The organism is Desulfosporosinus sp. FKB, assembly GCF_002196705.1.
GTDB lineage: Bacteria > Bacillota > Desulfitobacteriia > Desulfitobacteriales > Desulfitobacteriaceae > Desulfosporosinus.
The window spans coordinates 13,051-29,783 of the sequence record NZ_NADJ01000006.1 but is presented as its reverse complement, the minus strand read 5'-3'; the positions used below and the strand labels follow the sequence as shown (position 1 = coordinate 29,783).

Below are 16,733 nucleotides of genomic sequence, written 5' to 3'. Positions count from 1 at the left end.
TAAGCAGAATTCCTTTTACCATTGTATGTGTTCTACGTCAAATTTTCAAATTCCTGCCTATACTTTTGGGCTGCAAAATGGAAAGGAGCCGATCATTAACGATCGGCTCCAAACTCCTGAACTCATTATAACCCTGGGGCAGAGAAACTGGCTTAAGCAGTTCTTACACGCAACCAGTCGGTTTCGGTAAGCCAGCAATTTTGCAAGCTCCCTTTCCAGGGCCAGCTGGGAATAATTCATAGATTTTCTTTTGGTCAAAACCTGTGTCTTTGCACATTTTACGAACCATTGGAGCAACACCGAATTGATCATAGTATTCTCTGAGATAATTGATCATTTTCCAGTGCTCTTCACCTAATTCTTCGATTTCTTCAGTTTTGGCAAGGAAATTTGCTACGTCAACGGTCCATTGTTTATGATCCTCTAAGAAACCGTCTTCATCCAATTCTACGACTAAATCCCCCACAGTAATTTGTGACATTTTAAATATCCTCCTTTTATGAGTTTATAAAATTGATATTGATGAGTTTATTTTAATGTTTAACTCAATCATTATCAACAAAAATAACATAAACAAATAACTAAATCCTATGCCTGCTGTTGTTCACGAACAGAGATAGCAACTTTATACAGAACTGTTACGATTAATGCTCCTACCGCATAAACAGCAAGGACAATTGATATTTCATTAGCAGTAGGAATATAATCTACAACTCTATCAAACGAATTAGGAACAAATCCTGCAAGAATCAGAACAACGCCTTTATCGATCCAGTTAGCGAAGTAGATGGATAATAGGGCAATTGGTAATAAAACCGGATTTTTCCTGGTTGGGAAGACCAGCAAAGCAATACCGAGGAACGCTAGAAATGCTGCTGTCCACATCCAAGGCACTAGTGTAGCATGTCCGTCAATTCCAACGAATATATACTTGAATGAAGCCATTTCCTCTGGAACATTACTATAAAATGCAGTAAATACTTCGCAAAGATAGAAAAACACGTTGGCGATCATTGCGTAGCGAATAATTTTAACAAGAGATGGTATTGCATTGCGATCCGGATCAGGATCAAATTTACTAACTTTACGCACAATTAAAGCCAAGATGATTAAAAGAGACGGACCAGCTGCAAAAGCGGAGGCCAAGAAGCGGGCAGCCATAATTGCACTCATCCAGAAACTCCTGCCAGGCAAACCAGCATATAAGAAAGCTGTTACTGTGTGAATGCTAAATGCCCACGGGATTGAGAGATAAATGATCGGCTTAACCCAGTTCGGATAATGAACTCCTTTGCGTTCTGCACCTAAAGTAGTCCAGCCTACGATTAAGTTAATTGCCAGGTAACCACACAAAACACACATATCATAAAACATAACTGAGTGCAACTGTGGGTACAACAACACGTTAAGAATACGCATTGGCTGACCAACGTCAACAAAGATGAATAAGATACACATGATCACGGCGCCAATAGCCAGAAATTCGGCTAAGATAACCATTTTGCCAAAACGTTTGAAATCGTGTAGATAGTAAGGTGTGACTAGCATAACAGCAGCAGCTGCTACACCAACGAGAAAGGTAAACTGGGCTATATACAAACCCCAGGAAACATCACGGCTCATACCTGTGAGTCCGAGACCGTAATTAAACTGTCTCATATAAGAGAAGAAACCAACGGCGATGACAGCTAGCAGAAAAATAATCCAGGCCCAATATTTTTTACTGCCTGATAAAGCTTTTTCAAGCACGGTCCCCACCTCCTACCAGATAATAGACATTCGGTTGGGTTCCAAATTGTGTCTTACGGCGAATCGTAAATTTTGTACTGACAATTTTATAAACCTCAGAATTTTGATCACTTAAATCGCCGAAAATTAATCCTCCATTCGAAGCCTCAGCACAAGCAGGTTGTTCCCCATTTTCCAATCTCTCATAACAACCCAAACATTTTTCCACAACCCCTTGGGTCCTGGTTGGAAAATTCGGGTTGAAATCTTTGATGAAAGGTCTGGGATCTCTAAAATTAAAGCTTCTGGCACCGAAAGGACATGCGCCCATACAGAAACGACAGCCGATGCAGCGATGAAAATCCATCGTTACTATACCATCTTCTCGTTTAAAAGTCGCACCTGTCGGACATGCACGAACACATGCTGGATTTTCACAATGATTACACATCACAATAAATGGCATTTTTTTCATAGTTTCATCGAGATACTCATTCTCAGAATCTGCGAACGTATGCTCATAATCATCGTACCAAATCCATTTGATTTCATCCTTAGAATTGTCCATTTGTGGTATATTATGAATCTTGTCACATGATTGGATAACTCTATTAATATCTTCCTCGGTTTTAAACTTACTCATGTCGACGACCATGGCCCAATGTTTGATTTTATCAGCGTTAGGTGCTTCCTCATACTCCGAAGCAGCTGAAGCCAAACGATCACCGATTCCTATGGTTGCAAATGAACCTCCAAGACCGAGGGCGGTCACAGCCCCGGCTCTTTTTAAGAATTGACGTCTATTGATGCTCATTGATTCGCCCCCTCTGGTAAATTATGGCAACTCCAGCAGGTCGGCTCTACTGATGCATAATTATGACATGTGACACAGAATTGATCAGACGGATTGACTACGGAGTTACTCGCTTCAGTAGTATTAACCGCAGGGTTACTTGCTCCAGTCGTGCTCACCGCCGGGTGACTTACAGCAGTTGCGCTAGTCGTTGACGAATTAGAATAGTGACACTGGAGACAGGTGTCGATATTAATGTTAAATGATTTACCTTGACTGTTTACATACACCGTCTTACCTTGACGCACATATTCATCTCTCCATTGATTGAGCAGCTGCATATGGTTTGCTCTCATATAAGCTACTGGCTCAACACACTGACTGCCTGTTGGGACGTTGATGACAGGACCAGCGTTTGCTTTACCTAAATTATAGAAGAAAGGAAATGCAAGAATAGCAACAAAAACTACCAGCGAAGCAATAATTCTTCCGCCTTTATACATTATTCATTGCCCTCCTTCCCCGGCAAATCCTCACCGCGCAAATTAGTTGTCCGTTCTTTTTCACCCGTCATAACTAAAGCATTGGCTACTAACTCGTGAGTACCTGTAACACCTACGCCTGGAACCCAGTAATCCATAAGTGCCGGGAAAGCAGCTCTGTCTACAGCACAAATATTAGCCAACATGTTCACACCATGTTTATCATGGACATATTTTACAGCGTTGGCGCGGGGGAAACCACCCCTCATACGTTCTTCCATATTTTCCGTTGCATTTAACCCCGAACCACTGCCGCAGCAAAAGGTTTTTTCACGAATTGTATTTTCTGGCATCTCAAAGAAATTATTGCAGACTGATTTGATTACGTATCTCGGCTCTTCAAATAACCCCATACCACGAGCTGGATTACAAGAATCATGGAAAGTCACTCTCAAATGATCATTTCTGGTTGGATCTAATTTGAGTTTATTGTGTTTAATTAAATCAGCTGTAAATTCAGTAATGTGAACCATCTTGGTAGATTTTGCGTTTTCAAATCTCGTACCGGTGATTGGGGAAACTGGCACTTCAAGGAAATCGGCAGGACCATTCCAAGTATCCATATATTGGTTCAAAACACGCCACATATGGCCGCATTCTCCGCCTAAAATCCATTTTACTCCTAGACGTTTAGCTTCGGCATAAATCTTAGAGTTCAATCTCTTAGCCATGTCATTGGAGGTAAAAAACCCAAAGTTCCCCCCCTCTGAAGCATAGGTACTCCAGGTATAATCCAAACCAAGCTCATGGAAAAGCATTAGATAGCCCATACAGGTATAAATCCCCGGCTCGCCCATGTAGTCACCTGAAGGAGTAACAAATAAAATCTCAGCGCCCTTCCGATTAAAGGTTGGATTGACTCTGATTCCTGTTATATCCTCAATATCATCAATCATGAGTTCAATATTACTTTTTAAGGCGTGTGGCTCGATACCCAAGTGATTTCCCTTGCTGTAGCAAGCCGCTACCGGTCCGGCAATCCAGTTGATATTCAAGCCTAACAAATTGAGCAGTTCTCTGCCCATGATTGTTAACTCAGCTGTGTCAATCCCATAAGGGCAAAAGACAGAACAACGTCGGCATTCAGTACATTGAAAGAAATAGTACCACCATTCTTTTAAAACATCAGCATCGAGATCGCGTGCCCCAGCCAATCGGCCTAAAACTTTCCCGGCTTTAGTAAAATACCTTTTGTAAACAGATCTTAATAATTCTGCTCTGACAACCGGCATATTCTTAGGATCGCCTGTACCGATATAGAAATGGCATTTATCGGCACAAGCACCGCATCTTACACAGACATCCATAAATAACTTAAACGAACGATATTTACTTAGTCTCTCTTCAATACCCTTGATAACAGTATCTTCCCAGCCATCCGGCAGGTTCCAATCTTCGTCTTCCGGCGTCCACTGATGAGCATTGGGAAAGCCTACAGTTAACAAATCTTTCTCTTTTGCAGCCGCAGGATAGGTAGCTGGTTTAAACTCAACCGGAATATCCATCCAATCCTTTGCCGGAGGATTATAGTTGATGCTTGATGATAGTTCTCCAGGTTTAGGAAGCTTATATTTCGCCATCCGTGATCACTCCTTTTCCACCGGTATACCAGCTTTTTTCATTTTCTCTCTAAATTCATCTTCATACTCAGCATAGCTATGAACTTCTACAGCATGATTCCAAGGATTAATATGCCGAACCATGCGATTATTACTGATCATATTACGAGTCGGACTCATGAAAATTCCACCCATGTGCATCAGCTTACTTGTTGGGAAATACACAAAGAGGCAGCATATTAAGAATAAATGCACATAGAAAATAGCGCCGATATCCGAAGGTAACACAGGATGTAATGTAGCTATCCCCAAAGCTAATTCCTTAACCGAAATCAAATCCACTTTATCGAAATAACGCATGAGAATTCCAGAAACCGCTATACCGAAAATCAATAAAAGAGGAAAATAATCGGCAGGAAGAGAAATGTATTTGATTCTTGGAACACAAACTCTTCTTAAGAATAGGAACGTAATTGCTGCAAGGAATAATAAGTCTGTAATATATATTTGCGGCAATCCAATTTGAAGCATACTGTCAACGCTGTCAACCATTTGCAAAGCAACTGGGATAGGTTCTAAGAAGAATCTTAGATGTCTTATGACGATAATCAGAAACGACCAGTGAAACGCCAAGCTTCCTAACCAGAGCCATTTTGCCGAGCCGTACGCTAATTGCGGCCCATTTTCCCCTTCCCTTAATTCGGTCTTAGTGTTTCGAAACAGCGAGCGAAACAAGAGTACTTCTGAAGCCATCCTCACTATAACGCCAAGGGCCGATGTCGGATTTTCAATCTTCGCTTGTTTGATCCAAGGTAAGGATTTTTGCTGACCACAAGTTGTTGGAATGCGGTAGGGAACCGGCGAACGACCCCACTTAATAATTCGATAAATAAACCCACCCACAAACAACACAAAGGCCACATACGGTATTATGATACCAAAAAAGAAATGTAAATTTGCGATACTGCCTCCAATAATGGCAACAAGGATAAGAACGATTACTGCGAGGAAAGAATAAAAGGCTTTCACTCTACGACCTCCTTCCTTTACAAATTAAATTTTAATTCTTTGTGCTCAAACTCTTGAGCTGGGATCTCGGACATCAAATTAGCCTTTTTGAGTAGTGTGAATGTCATTCGTTTAAGTTCGTCCGTTTTGAGCTGGTTGAGTTGTTCCCGACAACCCGAATATATATCAAAGGCAAAAAGAGCCAGATCATCAAGTTGAGATTCAAATTTAAAAATTTCTTCGTAGATCTGGTTCTGCCTGATTTCCTTACCGAGTTCTTCTCTAACCACATTTTTAAGCATAAAAATAAAGCTTACTGCTTTTGAAGGGGCGAAATCTTGCACAGCTCTTACTCTTATAATATCATCCAAAAGCTGCTTGCAATCAGTAAAACTTTTTTCGTCTAAGAGAGCTTGAAACAGATTCTGCGTTACATTCGTGATCGTATGCCCTATAGGATTTTCGAATCTGTCTTTTTTGTTTTTCAACATGCCTGATGGATCATTGGGATAGGTGCTGATTATTGCATCAATCCATTTTGAGACAAGTTCTGATCTCTTTTTCTCGAGAAGGTCTTTTAACTTTGAGTCCACGATGACCACTCCTTGTCAATAATTTCTTTAAGACAACTGAGTCGATGCCGAATGGCGTCATGTTCTCCATCCAACACCGACTTTCCCCTTAACTAATATTTGATCTCCAGGCAATTACCAGGGGTAAAAAAACAATTTTGCCAATCAAAATTTGGAGATTTTCAACTATTCGGATTGTGTTTGTTCTTATTATCACTTTCAGTTTAAGGATTTTTGTCCTGCTTGTAAAATTCTTATTCCTAATTGTACTATTAGATAATTCCATAGCAATATAAGTTTAAGCATAGCATAACCTAAGGATTAGCTGGAAATTCCAATAATATTTGTAGTTACAAGGTTGCTTTCCATATAATATTTTTATTACTCGTAGAGAAAGAACAAATATAATTGCTCGTTCTTTCTCCCATTCCTACAAGTAGTTCTCATACCTTGTTTCGGTGGGTAGAGAGTTCATCCTTCAGCGCGATAGCTTTTGTTATGAGCTAGGCGCTTTCGGCGAAAGTGTCCACAGGACAGTTTCGTCACCGAAGCCCCGATGTTCAGCTTTAGCTGAACGAGTTCACTTAGCGAGGGCTCGCTCAATAATTTGATTAAGCCTGTTGACCATACCCCGAGGATCTAGGATTAGCCCTGCTGCAATCTGAGCATTTTCAAAAATCTGTTCTGCGGCGACTTTGGCAAAAGGATCTTCATTAATCCGAGCCGTATCTAACTGTTTGATCATTGGATGAGCAGCATTAATTTCCAGAACACTGGGACCAACACTGTCGAAGTCCTTATTCATAAGCTGCATCATTCTTTGCATACTGTTCGTTCCATAAGGGCTTAACACGACGGCCGGACTGTCAATTAGACGTTTCGATTCCCTTACGTCTGTAACCTTTGCTTCTAATACCTCTTTAAGCCAAGCTGTCAGAGCTGCGACTTGTTCTTCAGGTAAGGCTTCTTTGCTTCGATCTTTCGGTTCTTTGTCGATAAGATCCAGATTGGCTTCATCAGCGGATACAAGCCGTTTACCTTCGAATTCCCCGATCGAGCCAAAAATATAATCGTCAATAGCAGCATAAGTGTAGATAACTTCTAAGCCTTTGTCCCGGAATATTTCTAAATACGGACCAGTTTCGATGGTCTCGCGGGAAGGTCCATTAACATAATAGATTGCTGTTTGACCTTCTTTCATCCGTGAGACATATTGGCTAAGGGTAATGAGTTCACCCGCTTGGGTATTCGACGATTCAAATTGTAAGAGCTTAAGAAGGTCGTTGCGATGAGTAAAGTCATTGGCAGCACCTTCTTTAAGAAATAAGTTGAATTTCTCCCAAAATGTTTTATACTTTTCCGGTTCCGAAGTAATCTGGCCTTCGAGGAATTTTATGAATCGGGTCGTGACTACTTTATTAAGTTTGCCAACCAAGGCACTATCCTGCATAGTTTCCCGAGAAATGTTTAAAGGAAGCTCTTCGCTGTCAATAACGCCTCTTAAAAAGCGCAGCCATTCTGGTAAAATTGCAGTGGATTTCTCTTGAATTAAGACTTTTTTACAATATAAATTAACTCCCGGTTCCATACGTCCAAATCCAACTTGTTCAAAGTTCTCTTGAGGAACAAAAAGCAGCGTATTGATATTTAGAGGAGCATCCGAGGAAAAATGTAAGCGATAAAGAGGCTCATCATGAGCATTAGCGATAAACTTATAAAATTCATTATACTGTTCATCAGTAATTTCATTCTTATTTTTGGTCCATAAGGCATCGACGGTATTGACTTTTTGCCCATTAACGGTTACAGGATAAGGAACAAAACTGGAATATTGCTTAATAATTCGCTGTATTGTTTCAACTTTAGCAAATTCATAGGCGTCCTCTTTTAAATGGAGGACCATCTTCGTACCGCGCTGATAGTCATCGCCGGGTTTTATAGTATAACTTCCTGCCCCGTCTGATTCCCAAATCAGACTTTCTCCTTCCGGCAAAAAGGTCCGAGTATAAATTGTTACCCGCTCTGCAACCATAAAGGCAGAATAAAACCCAACCCCAAATTGACCAATGAGATTTAAATCATTTTGATTCCCTTTTTCGCTTAAATGTTTAATAAATTCTTTGGAACCCGAATGAGCAATGGTTCCGAGGTTCTCAGCAAGTTCTTCGCGGGTCAAACCGACACCGTTATCCGTAATTGTGAGTGTATGTGTCTCTTCAGAAGTATCAATATTGATTTCTAACGGCAAGTCTTTCTGATAAACGTCTTGCCCCGTCAGCTGAGTATACCTGAGTTTCTCCATAGCATCTGCGGAGTTTGAGATAAGTTCCCGCAAAAAAATTTCTCTCTCAGTATAAAGAGAATGAATGACAATGTCTAATAACTGCCGAATTTCGGTTTGAAATTCCTTGGTTTCTACTGCCTTGCTCACTACAAACCCTCCAATTTAAAAATGAAATTCATTAAATAAGGCAGACTAAGATTGATTTGCAGTCTCCTACAATAGTGTAATCAACTTTGTCCAAAAGTGCAAAGCCTTTTAGTTGTTTTTACATCCTTTTATTTAGAAATCTCTCTTGTCTTCACATGATTTCTTTGAATTATTAGTCCATTGTGATCAGTGTTATATCTCATCGTGGCCACTTGTTAATCCATTTATCTCCTGTAATAGTCGTTGTAAACTGTCCTCAAAGAACCGATCGTCTTCAGACTTCCTTTTTTTAGGACCTTTTGTTCTCCCGCCGCCCCTGCGAAACTTTGCTTTAGCTTCACGCTCTTCAAGCAAAAACTCTATTGTGTCATTGCTGAATTCTCTGCCTGTAGGGTTCAGACACCGTACCCCTTTGCCTAATAACATAGCTGCTAACCCCCAGTCTTGAGTTACAGCGACATCACCAGCATGGGCAAGATTCATCAGGCGTATATCTGCTTCTTGAGAAGCATTACCTACAACAATGTGAAAATCCGATTCAATCTTGTGGTTAAAACTAGCAATGGTCCAGACCTGAATAGAATATTCTTTAGCAAGCCTGAGGCATATTTGCAAGACTGACTTTGGACATGCATCAGCATCAACAAGTATTTTCATTGGTATCCCTTCTTGACCGGTTGGGGCTCAAGCAGTTTCTCCTTTAAACCGTCCTCAAACTTTACCACCTTATTTTCTTTAAGCAGCCTGCCTACAGCCCTCTTAAAGGCAGCTTTGCTCATTTGAAGCTGACTCTCTATTTCTAAGGGACTGCTTTTATCATGCAAAGGCAAATAACCATCACCTTGACGAATTTGTTCTAATATTTTCGTTCCATCTTTATCAATTTGCAGATGGGAGAGTTCTCGAAGAGAAAGATCCAATTTCCCATCGTCGCGAACTCTGATCACACGTGCTTCTACTTGATCACCCTCTTTTATGTCAGTATAACACTCAGAGCTTGGTATCAAACCATAATATTTATTGTCAACAGCAACGAAGATACCAATTGGAAGATTGATTCTATAAACAGTCCCTGTGACCTTGTCATTCTTTTGATAGGGAGAATCTGCAGATAAATTCTCATAAATTTCCGTTGTAGCACATAGGCGCTGACTTTTATCCACGTATACCTTAACTAGATAGTATTTATCGACTTGGACGGGAAATTTCTGTTCATGAAAGGGTAATAATAAACCTCGTTCCAGCCCAATATCAAGAAAGGCCCCAATTTTTGTTCTAGCGCTGACTCTAAGATAAGCTAGATCCCCTAATTGAGCATAAGGTTTTTGACGTGTTGCAATCATCCTGTCTTCAGAATCCCTATAAATAAAAACCTCAAGGACATCACCCTCTTTGGCCCCCTCGGGAACCTGTTTCAGGGGCAGAAGGACATTATCCTTCCTTTCTCCTGTTCCGGCATCCAAATAAGCCCCGAAGGGTGTAAAATTATAAATTTTGAGTTGATAGTACCTACCGATTTCCAGCACAATATATACTCCTTTACATGAGTACACAAGGTTGTTAACTATTTATTAACAACCTTGTGTACTGTTTTAGCTTATTATAATTATATCCGGATAGATTGCAGGAATACAAATTATTATTTTTTGAACGTTCTAAACCAACGGCAGCTGAACATGAAACCAAGTCCAGATTAGTCTGCCTTCAGTTTGACTAATGCTCACAGTACCCTTTACTTCGGCCAAGACATGTAGCACATGGGTAAGTCCAATTCCTGTCGATGCAGTTCCCGAATCTGAGTATTTCGTAGTAAATCCCGGCAAATAAATTAATTCTTGAACGTCCGGCGAAATTGGTGTTCCCGTATTGCCAAGATGCAGATACAAGGTCCCCTTTCGTACATGCCACACGACAGCAATTTCTCCCGACCTTGCAATTGCATCTATCCCATTTGCCAAGATATTGTTAACGACAACTAATATAGGAAAGAAATTTTCAACAAAGTAATGATTGGAGCCCGATGAACGCAGCCACTGTACCTCTTTATGATGAGCAAGAGCATAACGCTGCTGACTCTCAGCAACAAGGTCCAGGGCCTCTCCGAGGTCTATTCTTGTGTAATCGTTAGGCTCTATCAACGATTCTAAACTGCTAAAAACGCGTTGCGTATCCTTTTTTATTTCATGTATTTTCTCGGCTAATTTCAAAAGCTCATTCTGCTGGCTAATGCCAACCGTTTCTGGTAAGTAATCTTGGTAAAGCTGAAAGCTTTTTTCCGTTGCTTCTTCAATTTCTTTCATGATTTTTTTCAAAAAGAATCCTTCGGCATAAAGAGTTGCACCCATAAGAAGCTGCCCCTGAAACTTCTCTCTTTCTTTTTCCTGCAAAATTCTTTGGCGAAACAACTCAGTAGTAGCAATAAAGGCTAGGAAAAATAGCCCTTTTACGCCTGCCCCCAAGAGTAAGACATAAATACTATGCCAAGTCGTGTGAACATGCGCCGTAAAAGCCAGTTCTAATAGATTAGCAATAAAATCAAATACCATAAAATACAAACTTGTTTTTATGGTATTTGTTTTCCAATACTTCACTTTTGAAACAAGAATTCCGCCTGTCAAAGCTAGATAGTAAATCAGAGCGGGCGCATTTTCCATGAGAAGAATCTGCCAGGATAATGGGCGAACATAGATGAGACGGTCGGCAATAACTCTGATAAATACAACTGCAATACCTGTTAAACAACCGTTGGCGAGAGTTGCCAATCTTGGGAAAGAGTAGAGACATAAAACATAAAATACACTGCCTAATCCTAAACGAAATGTTGATCCAAAAGGAAAAAAACCTATTTCACCCAATATATACGTTCCCGCGATTAGAGCTGCTCGCTGAGTATCAAACGGCATCTTTTTTTGCAAGTTAGCTAACCAGTTCACCCATTTCTCCAGATTCATTTAACACCCTCCAGATGCAAGAGGATGCAGAGCCGGAAACCCCAGTCTACATCCCCCAAAAGAACAACAATATTTAAATAGTTTCTAGTATACGCTTTGAAGACAAATTTAATGCGCAGTTTATAATTTTATACTATTTTGGCGATCACTTGGCAAAGGATTCTGTCATCGATGATTTTTCATTAAGCTGATCAAGATCTCCAAGATTACTTTCTATGTCTTCTGGTAAGGGTTGTAACGGATAAGTTGCTCTCGAGCGATCAAAGACTCCTTCAAGTCTCGCCATAACGACTGAGGCAAGAGAAACTCCGATGACATTCACTACGGTACGCCCCATGTCCATAATTCTGTCAACTCCGGCAATTAGTGCTAACCCTTCCACCGGGAGACCTGTAGATGCCAATGTCGATGCTAAAACGACGAAGGATACTCCGGGAACTCCAGCCATTCCTTTTGAAGTAATCATCAATACGGCAATAATCGTTAAAGTATGAAGAAAAGTCAAATGAATTCCATACATTTGCGCAATAAAGGGTACGGCCAGCCCTTGATAAAGGGCACTGCCATCTAAATTAAAGGTATAACCGGTTGGAACAACAAAAGTAACGATGGATTTAGGAACTCCAAACTGCTCCATCTTTTTCAGGATTCTTGGAAAAACAGATTCGGAGCTATCTGTTGAGAAAGCGATCAACATCTCGGCACTAAGGTTTCTAAGCATTGTGAATAAATTTATACCTGCAAGCTTGGCGACCAGTCCGAAAACCACCACCACGAAAAAGGCCATGGTCAGATAGAGAATTCCCACCAATTTTCCTAAAGGAAGAAGCACTGCTAAACCAAACTGAGAAACAGTGAATCCCATTAAGGCAAAGACTCCGTAAGGTGCAGCAGCCATAATGATATTTGTCAATTTAAACATCGTTTCGGCAACACCCTGGAAAAAATGAAGGACAGGTTTGCCGATTTCTCCAACTCCGGCCAGAGCCACACCAAAAAGAACGGCGAAAAAGATCACTTGCAGCAAATCCGCACGAGCTAAGGAATCTACGATGTTCGTAGGGATCAGGTTTACAAATAAGTCCGTTGTCGTGTGATGAGTTGCCGTGCTGGTGTAAGCACTAATATCAACCTTTGTGATGCTGCTTAAGTTAATACCGACTCCGGGCTTCGTTACATTGGCTACGGTTACTCCAAGTAAAATAGCAATCGTTGTGATAATCTCGAAATAAATAAGAGTTTTGCCTCCTAGCTTTCCCACCTTCTTCAGGTCACCGACACCTGCGATACCAATAACAATCGTGGAAAAGACAATCGGGACTACGATCATTTTAATAGAGCGAATGAACATGTCTCCAACGGGTTTAAGCCATCCTGAATAGTTGCGGAAAAAATATCCATAGAGAACACCAAGAGCCAAACCAATAATGATTTTTGTTGCCAGTCCCACTTTTTTTCGTTCCGTCATCAGAACCCCCCCAGATAATAATTTTGCGAAAGTTTCTGATAACACTATACAATGAGGACTACAGAATCCTACAGGAACTGACAAACATTCCTGGAGGCATAAGGTTTAGATATCATGAAGCACGTCCATATATAAAGCTATTAAAAATTTGCGGATATTTATTCTTGCCGAACTTGTTCGCTTCTGACGTAATTCCAGCACACGGTCGCGGACTTCAGCATAATCAAAATATTTCGAGGCATACCGTTCAAAATATTCATCATAGAAATCTTCCAGACCTCGTAAAGCTATATTTCCCAGTGCTTGTTTTATAACCCTGCGAATCCTTTGTTCAATGCTTTGTATCTCTTCTTCATTTCCAGCAATTGCTTGATAGATTGATCGTAGGGGCAGATTTATCAGCTCTTCTTCATGATCTTTAAAGCGTAAAACAATGGCTTGTAATTCTCGGCTTCCAGTTTCACCAACAATCCCTAAATCTGCAAAGATGCCTTGAAACCTCTTCTTTATTATCTGCTCGTCCGGTTGATAGCTTTTAACTGGTTTAAGAGCTCGTATTTCCGCCAGCGATTTCTCGATCTGATCAAGAGTGGATTTTAAACGCTGTTTTTCTAATACACGTTCAGCAATGGCTAATATTTCGTTACGATTAATCGGTTTATGAATAAAAAACTCAATCCCTACTGTATAAGCTTTGGCCATTAAGGTCTTTGCTTCAACCTGGGAGATCATAACAAACAAGGTCTCCGGAAACATAGAGAGAACTTTTTCTACGACTTCAATCCCTGAGAGGTCCGGCATCAAGAGATCTATAAAACAAACATCTACTCTGCGACCACTTTCGAAAAATCTCAGAGCCTCTTGCCCTGAAGAAAATTCTGCAATTACGTCCCCTCGAGTATTTAAAATATCTGCAAGCATACGTTGGGACGCCAGATCATCATCAACGACGGCAAACGTTGCGGCCATCTACCCAGCCCCTCTCGCTCATCATACTCACTCATTATAACGAAGTGTGCAGCTTGGTGCAAAACATTCACCTAAATTTGTCTTCACCGGCTATTGCCGCCGTGTGAATCTGAATGATGGTAATCATCAACAAATCCCCTGCTTTCTTCTTATTTAAATGCTGAACTGATTCATGAAATCAGTATCTGTGAAAATACACTTTGAATTACATAAAGTGAACTCATTCAGCTTAAGCTGAACATCGGGGCTTCAGATACAATAATGTCCAGTGGACATTATTGCCGAGCCGCCTTTCCCAAAGGAATACTTAGCGGTGAAGGAGGACTCTACCCCGCCTGAAGTTATCGAAGGACCCACCCCCACTTATAGAAGTGGGGGTCTTAAAAACTCGATAAAACCTTGCCCTTTGTTTAGGGATACAGTATTATTTTGATTTCACTCTTGTCAGATCTTATGTAACGTGATAAATTAAGACTATATTGGATGGAGCAATGACGCTCTTCTTAAAGATTGAAATACAATCTTTAGGGGGGAGTCTTTTTGTTTATCTGAGGAAATTTTGCTAGTTTAGGAAGGGGAAAAGACAGACATGGATATTTTTGGGGAAAACGTTTTTAATGACACAGTTATGAAAGCACGTCTACCGAAGGCCGCTTATAAATCCTTACGTAAAACTATTGAAGAAGGACTCCCTCTGGACCCTAGCATCGCTGATGTTGTTGCTAATGCCATGAAAGATTGGGCTATTGAGAAAGGCGCTACCCATTTTACCCACTGGTTTCAGCCGCTGACTGGCATAACTGCTGAGAAGCATGATTCATTTATTTCTCCAACAAGTGACGGACGAGTTGTAATGGAGTTTTCCGGTAAGGAACTCATCCAAGGTGAACCTGATGCTTCCTCCTTTCCCAGCGGCGGAATTCGGGCTACCTTTGAAGCTAGAGGATACACGGCTTGGGACTGCACCTCACCGGCCTTTCTTAAAGAGGACGGCGGAGGATTAACATTATGTATTCCTACAGCCTTTTGCTCTTATACCGGAGAAGCTCTTGACAAAAAAACACCTCTTTTACGTTCCATGCAAGCACTTTCAAAACAAGCAATTCGTATGTTAAAGCTTTTCGGCAATACTACTTCTACCCAAGTCACCAGTACAGTTGGTGCGGAGCAAGAGTATTTCCTTGTCGATAAAAAGTTTTTTGATAAACGACTTGATCTTATTTTAACAGGTCGTACTTTATTCGGCGCCATGGCTCCAAAAGGACAAGAACTTGAAGATCATTACTTTGGAAGCCTTAAAACACGAGTCGCCGCCTTCATGCGTGAAGCCAATGTAGAACTTTGGAAGTTGGGTGTTCTTGCTAAAACACAACATAACGAAGTTGCCCCCGGACAGTTTGAAATTGCCCCACTCTTTACAACCACAAACATTGCCACCGACCATAATCAAATCATCATGGATACTATGAAAAAAATTGCTCTTAAGCATGACTTGGTCTGCTTGCTCCATGAAAAACCCTTTGCCGGCGTCAATGGCTCAGGTAAACATAACAACTGGTCAATGTCTACCAATGATGGAAGCAACCTTCTTGACCCAGGTAATAACCCGCATGAAAATTACCAATTCCTCACCTTTGTCTCTGCAGTCATTAAAGCCGTAGACGATTATTCTGAACTCTTAAGATTATCTGCTGCAACTCCTGGAAATGACCATCGTCTTGGTGCGAATGAAGCTCCTCCTGCCATTATCTCAATTTTCTTAGGGGATCAGCTTACCGATATCTTTAATCAGCTGCAAAACGGCGGCCTCAAGAGATCTCTCCATGGCGATAAACTATTAAGTGGTGTTGAGACACTTCCTTCTTTCCGTAAAGATTCAACCGACCGCAACCGCACTTCACCTTTCGCCTTCACCGGAAATAAATTCGAGTTCCGTATGGTGGCCTCTTCACAATCAATTTCAGGACCAAACGTCGTTCTTAATTTGATTGTAGCTGAAGTTCTCTCCCAATTTGCTGATCGTCTCGAAAAAGCCGCTGACTTTAACGCAGAACTCAAACAAATTCTCCGCGAAACAGCAACTAACCACAAACGGATTCTCTTCGATGGCAATGGTTATTCCGATGAGTGGGTTGTTGAAGCAACACGCCGCGGATTACCCAATATCACTTCTACCGTTGATGCCTCACTCGTTCTCAAGCGTCAATCAACGATTGACTTGTACGAAAAACACAAGGTTCTGAATAAAACCGAGATTGAATCTCGCTTCGAAATTAATATGGAACAATATATCAAACAGATCAATATCGAAGCACTAACCATGATTGACATGGCTAAACATCAAATTATTCCCGCAGGAGTAAAATATTCCACTCAATTGGCGAACTCAATTAATGCGATTAAATCAGCCTCCAGTGCCGCCGATGTTTCAGTCCAAGAATCTCTGCTTACTAATGTCTCCTCTACGCTCGCATCCTTCCAAGCAAAATTGAACGTCCTAGAGAAAAGTACCCAAGAAGCAGCAGACAAGACTGAAGATGCTTATGAACAAGCCGCTTTCTATCGCGATGTTGTTTTCAAAGCTATGAATAACCTGCGTCAAGACGGAGATCTTCTTGAAACCATGATTGATGCAGATCTCTGGCCAATGCCTACCTATTCTCAAATGTTGTTCATACTCTAATTAAATAACAATTTAAATTCTGGAGAGGG

General features: G+C 40.9%; 14 protein-coding genes. 1 reads left to right on the top strand and 13 read right to left on the bottom strand.

Going from position 1 to position 16,733, the window contains the following annotated elements:
* Window positions 1–163: 163 nt before the first annotated feature.
* The 13 genes from B5Y67_RS00710 to B5Y67_RS00650 form a co-directional block, all read right to left on the bottom strand.
* Window positions 164–481, bottom strand: a complete 318-nt coding sequence (locus B5Y67_RS00710) for a TusE/DsrC/DsvC family sulfur relay protein (RefSeq protein WP_088224676.1) — start codon at window positions 479–481, stop codon at window positions 164–166.
* Window positions 482–588: 107 nt separating this feature from the next.
* A complete protein-coding gene (gene dsrP / locus B5Y67_RS00705; RefSeq protein ID WP_088224675.1) occupies window positions 589–1,749 on the bottom strand; it encodes a sulfate reduction electron transfer complex DsrMKJOP subunit DsrP in 1,161 nt (386 codons plus the stop codon).
* Window positions 1,742–2,542 carry a sulfate reduction electron transfer complex DsrMKJOP subunit DsrO gene (gene dsrO / locus B5Y67_RS00700; RefSeq protein WP_088224674.1) on the bottom strand — a complete coding sequence of 267 codons (801 nt, stop codon included), beginning with the start codon at window positions 2,540–2,542 and terminating at the stop codon, window positions 1,742–1,744. Before dsrO ends, dsrP begins: the two co-directional genes overlap by 8 nt.
* Complete coding sequence (gene dsrJ / locus B5Y67_RS00695; RefSeq protein ID WP_088224673.1) at window positions 2,539–3,024, bottom strand: sulfate reduction electron transfer complex DsrMKJOP subunit DsrJ; 486 nt, start codon at window positions 3,022–3,024, stop codon at window positions 2,539–2,541. Before dsrJ ends, dsrO begins: the two co-directional genes overlap by 4 nt.
* Window positions 3,024–4,643 (bottom strand): sulfate reduction electron transfer complex DsrMKJOP subunit DsrK, encoded by a 1,620-nt coding sequence (gene dsrK / locus B5Y67_RS00690; RefSeq protein ID WP_088224672.1) that lies wholly within the window; start codon window positions 4,641–4,643, stop codon window positions 3,024–3,026. The genes dsrJ and dsrK overlap by 1 nt, the downstream gene beginning before the upstream one ends.
* A gap of 6 nt (window positions 4,644–4,649) precedes the next feature.
* On the bottom strand, window positions 4,650–5,651 hold the full coding sequence (gene dsrM, locus B5Y67_RS00685) for a sulfate reduction electron transfer complex DsrMKJOP subunit DsrM (RefSeq protein ID WP_088224671.1): 1,002 nt from the start codon (window positions 5,649–5,651) through the stop codon (window positions 4,650–4,652).
* A 17-nt stretch (window positions 5,652–5,668) separates the two neighbouring features.
* A complete protein-coding gene (locus B5Y67_RS00680; protein ID WP_088224670.1) occupies window positions 5,669–6,223 on the bottom strand; it encodes an RsbRD N-terminal domain-containing protein in 555 nt (184 codons plus the stop codon).
* A gap of 559 nt (window positions 6,224–6,782) precedes the next feature.
* Window positions 6,783–8,633, bottom strand: coding sequence for a molecular chaperone HtpG (gene htpG / locus B5Y67_RS00675; protein ID WP_088224669.1), 1,851 nt, complete (start codon window positions 8,631–8,633; stop codon window positions 6,783–6,785).
* A gap of 192 nt (window positions 8,634–8,825) precedes the next feature.
* Window positions 8,826–9,290 carry a DUF188 domain-containing protein gene (locus B5Y67_RS00670; RefSeq protein ID WP_088224668.1) on the bottom strand — a complete coding sequence of 155 codons (465 nt, stop codon included), beginning with the start codon at window positions 9,288–9,290 and terminating at the stop codon, window positions 8,826–8,828.
* On the bottom strand, window positions 9,287–10,159 hold the full coding sequence (locus B5Y67_RS00665) for a S1-like domain-containing RNA-binding protein (protein WP_088224667.1): 873 nt from the start codon (window positions 10,157–10,159) through the stop codon (window positions 9,287–9,289). The genes B5Y67_RS00670 and B5Y67_RS00665 overlap by 4 nt, the downstream gene beginning before the upstream one ends.
* 129 nt (window positions 10,160–10,288) lie before the next feature.
* Complete coding sequence (locus B5Y67_RS00660) at window positions 10,289–11,584, bottom strand: sensor histidine kinase (RefSeq protein ID WP_088224666.1); 1,296 nt, start codon at window positions 11,582–11,584, stop codon at window positions 10,289–10,291.
* Window positions 11,585–11,729: 145 nt separating this feature from the next.
* A complete protein-coding gene (locus B5Y67_RS00655) occupies window positions 11,730–13,052 on the bottom strand; it encodes a cation:dicarboxylase symporter family transporter (protein ID WP_088224665.1) in 1,323 nt (440 codons plus the stop codon).
* Between the two features lie 105 nt (window positions 13,053–13,157).
* The gene (locus tag B5Y67_RS00650) at window positions 13,158–14,021 is read right to left on the bottom strand and encodes a response regulator (RefSeq protein WP_088224664.1); all 864 of its coding nucleotides are present in this window, start codon (window positions 14,019–14,021) and stop codon (window positions 13,158–13,160) included.
* A 589-nt stretch (window positions 14,022–14,610) separates the two neighbouring features.
* Here B5Y67_RS00650 and B5Y67_RS00645 point away from each other — a divergent pair.
* Window positions 14,611–16,704, top strand: a complete 2,094-nt coding sequence (locus tag B5Y67_RS00645) for a glutamine synthetase III (protein WP_088224663.1) — start codon at window positions 14,611–14,613, stop codon at window positions 16,702–16,704.
* Window positions 16,705–16,733 lie beyond the last annotated feature (29 nt).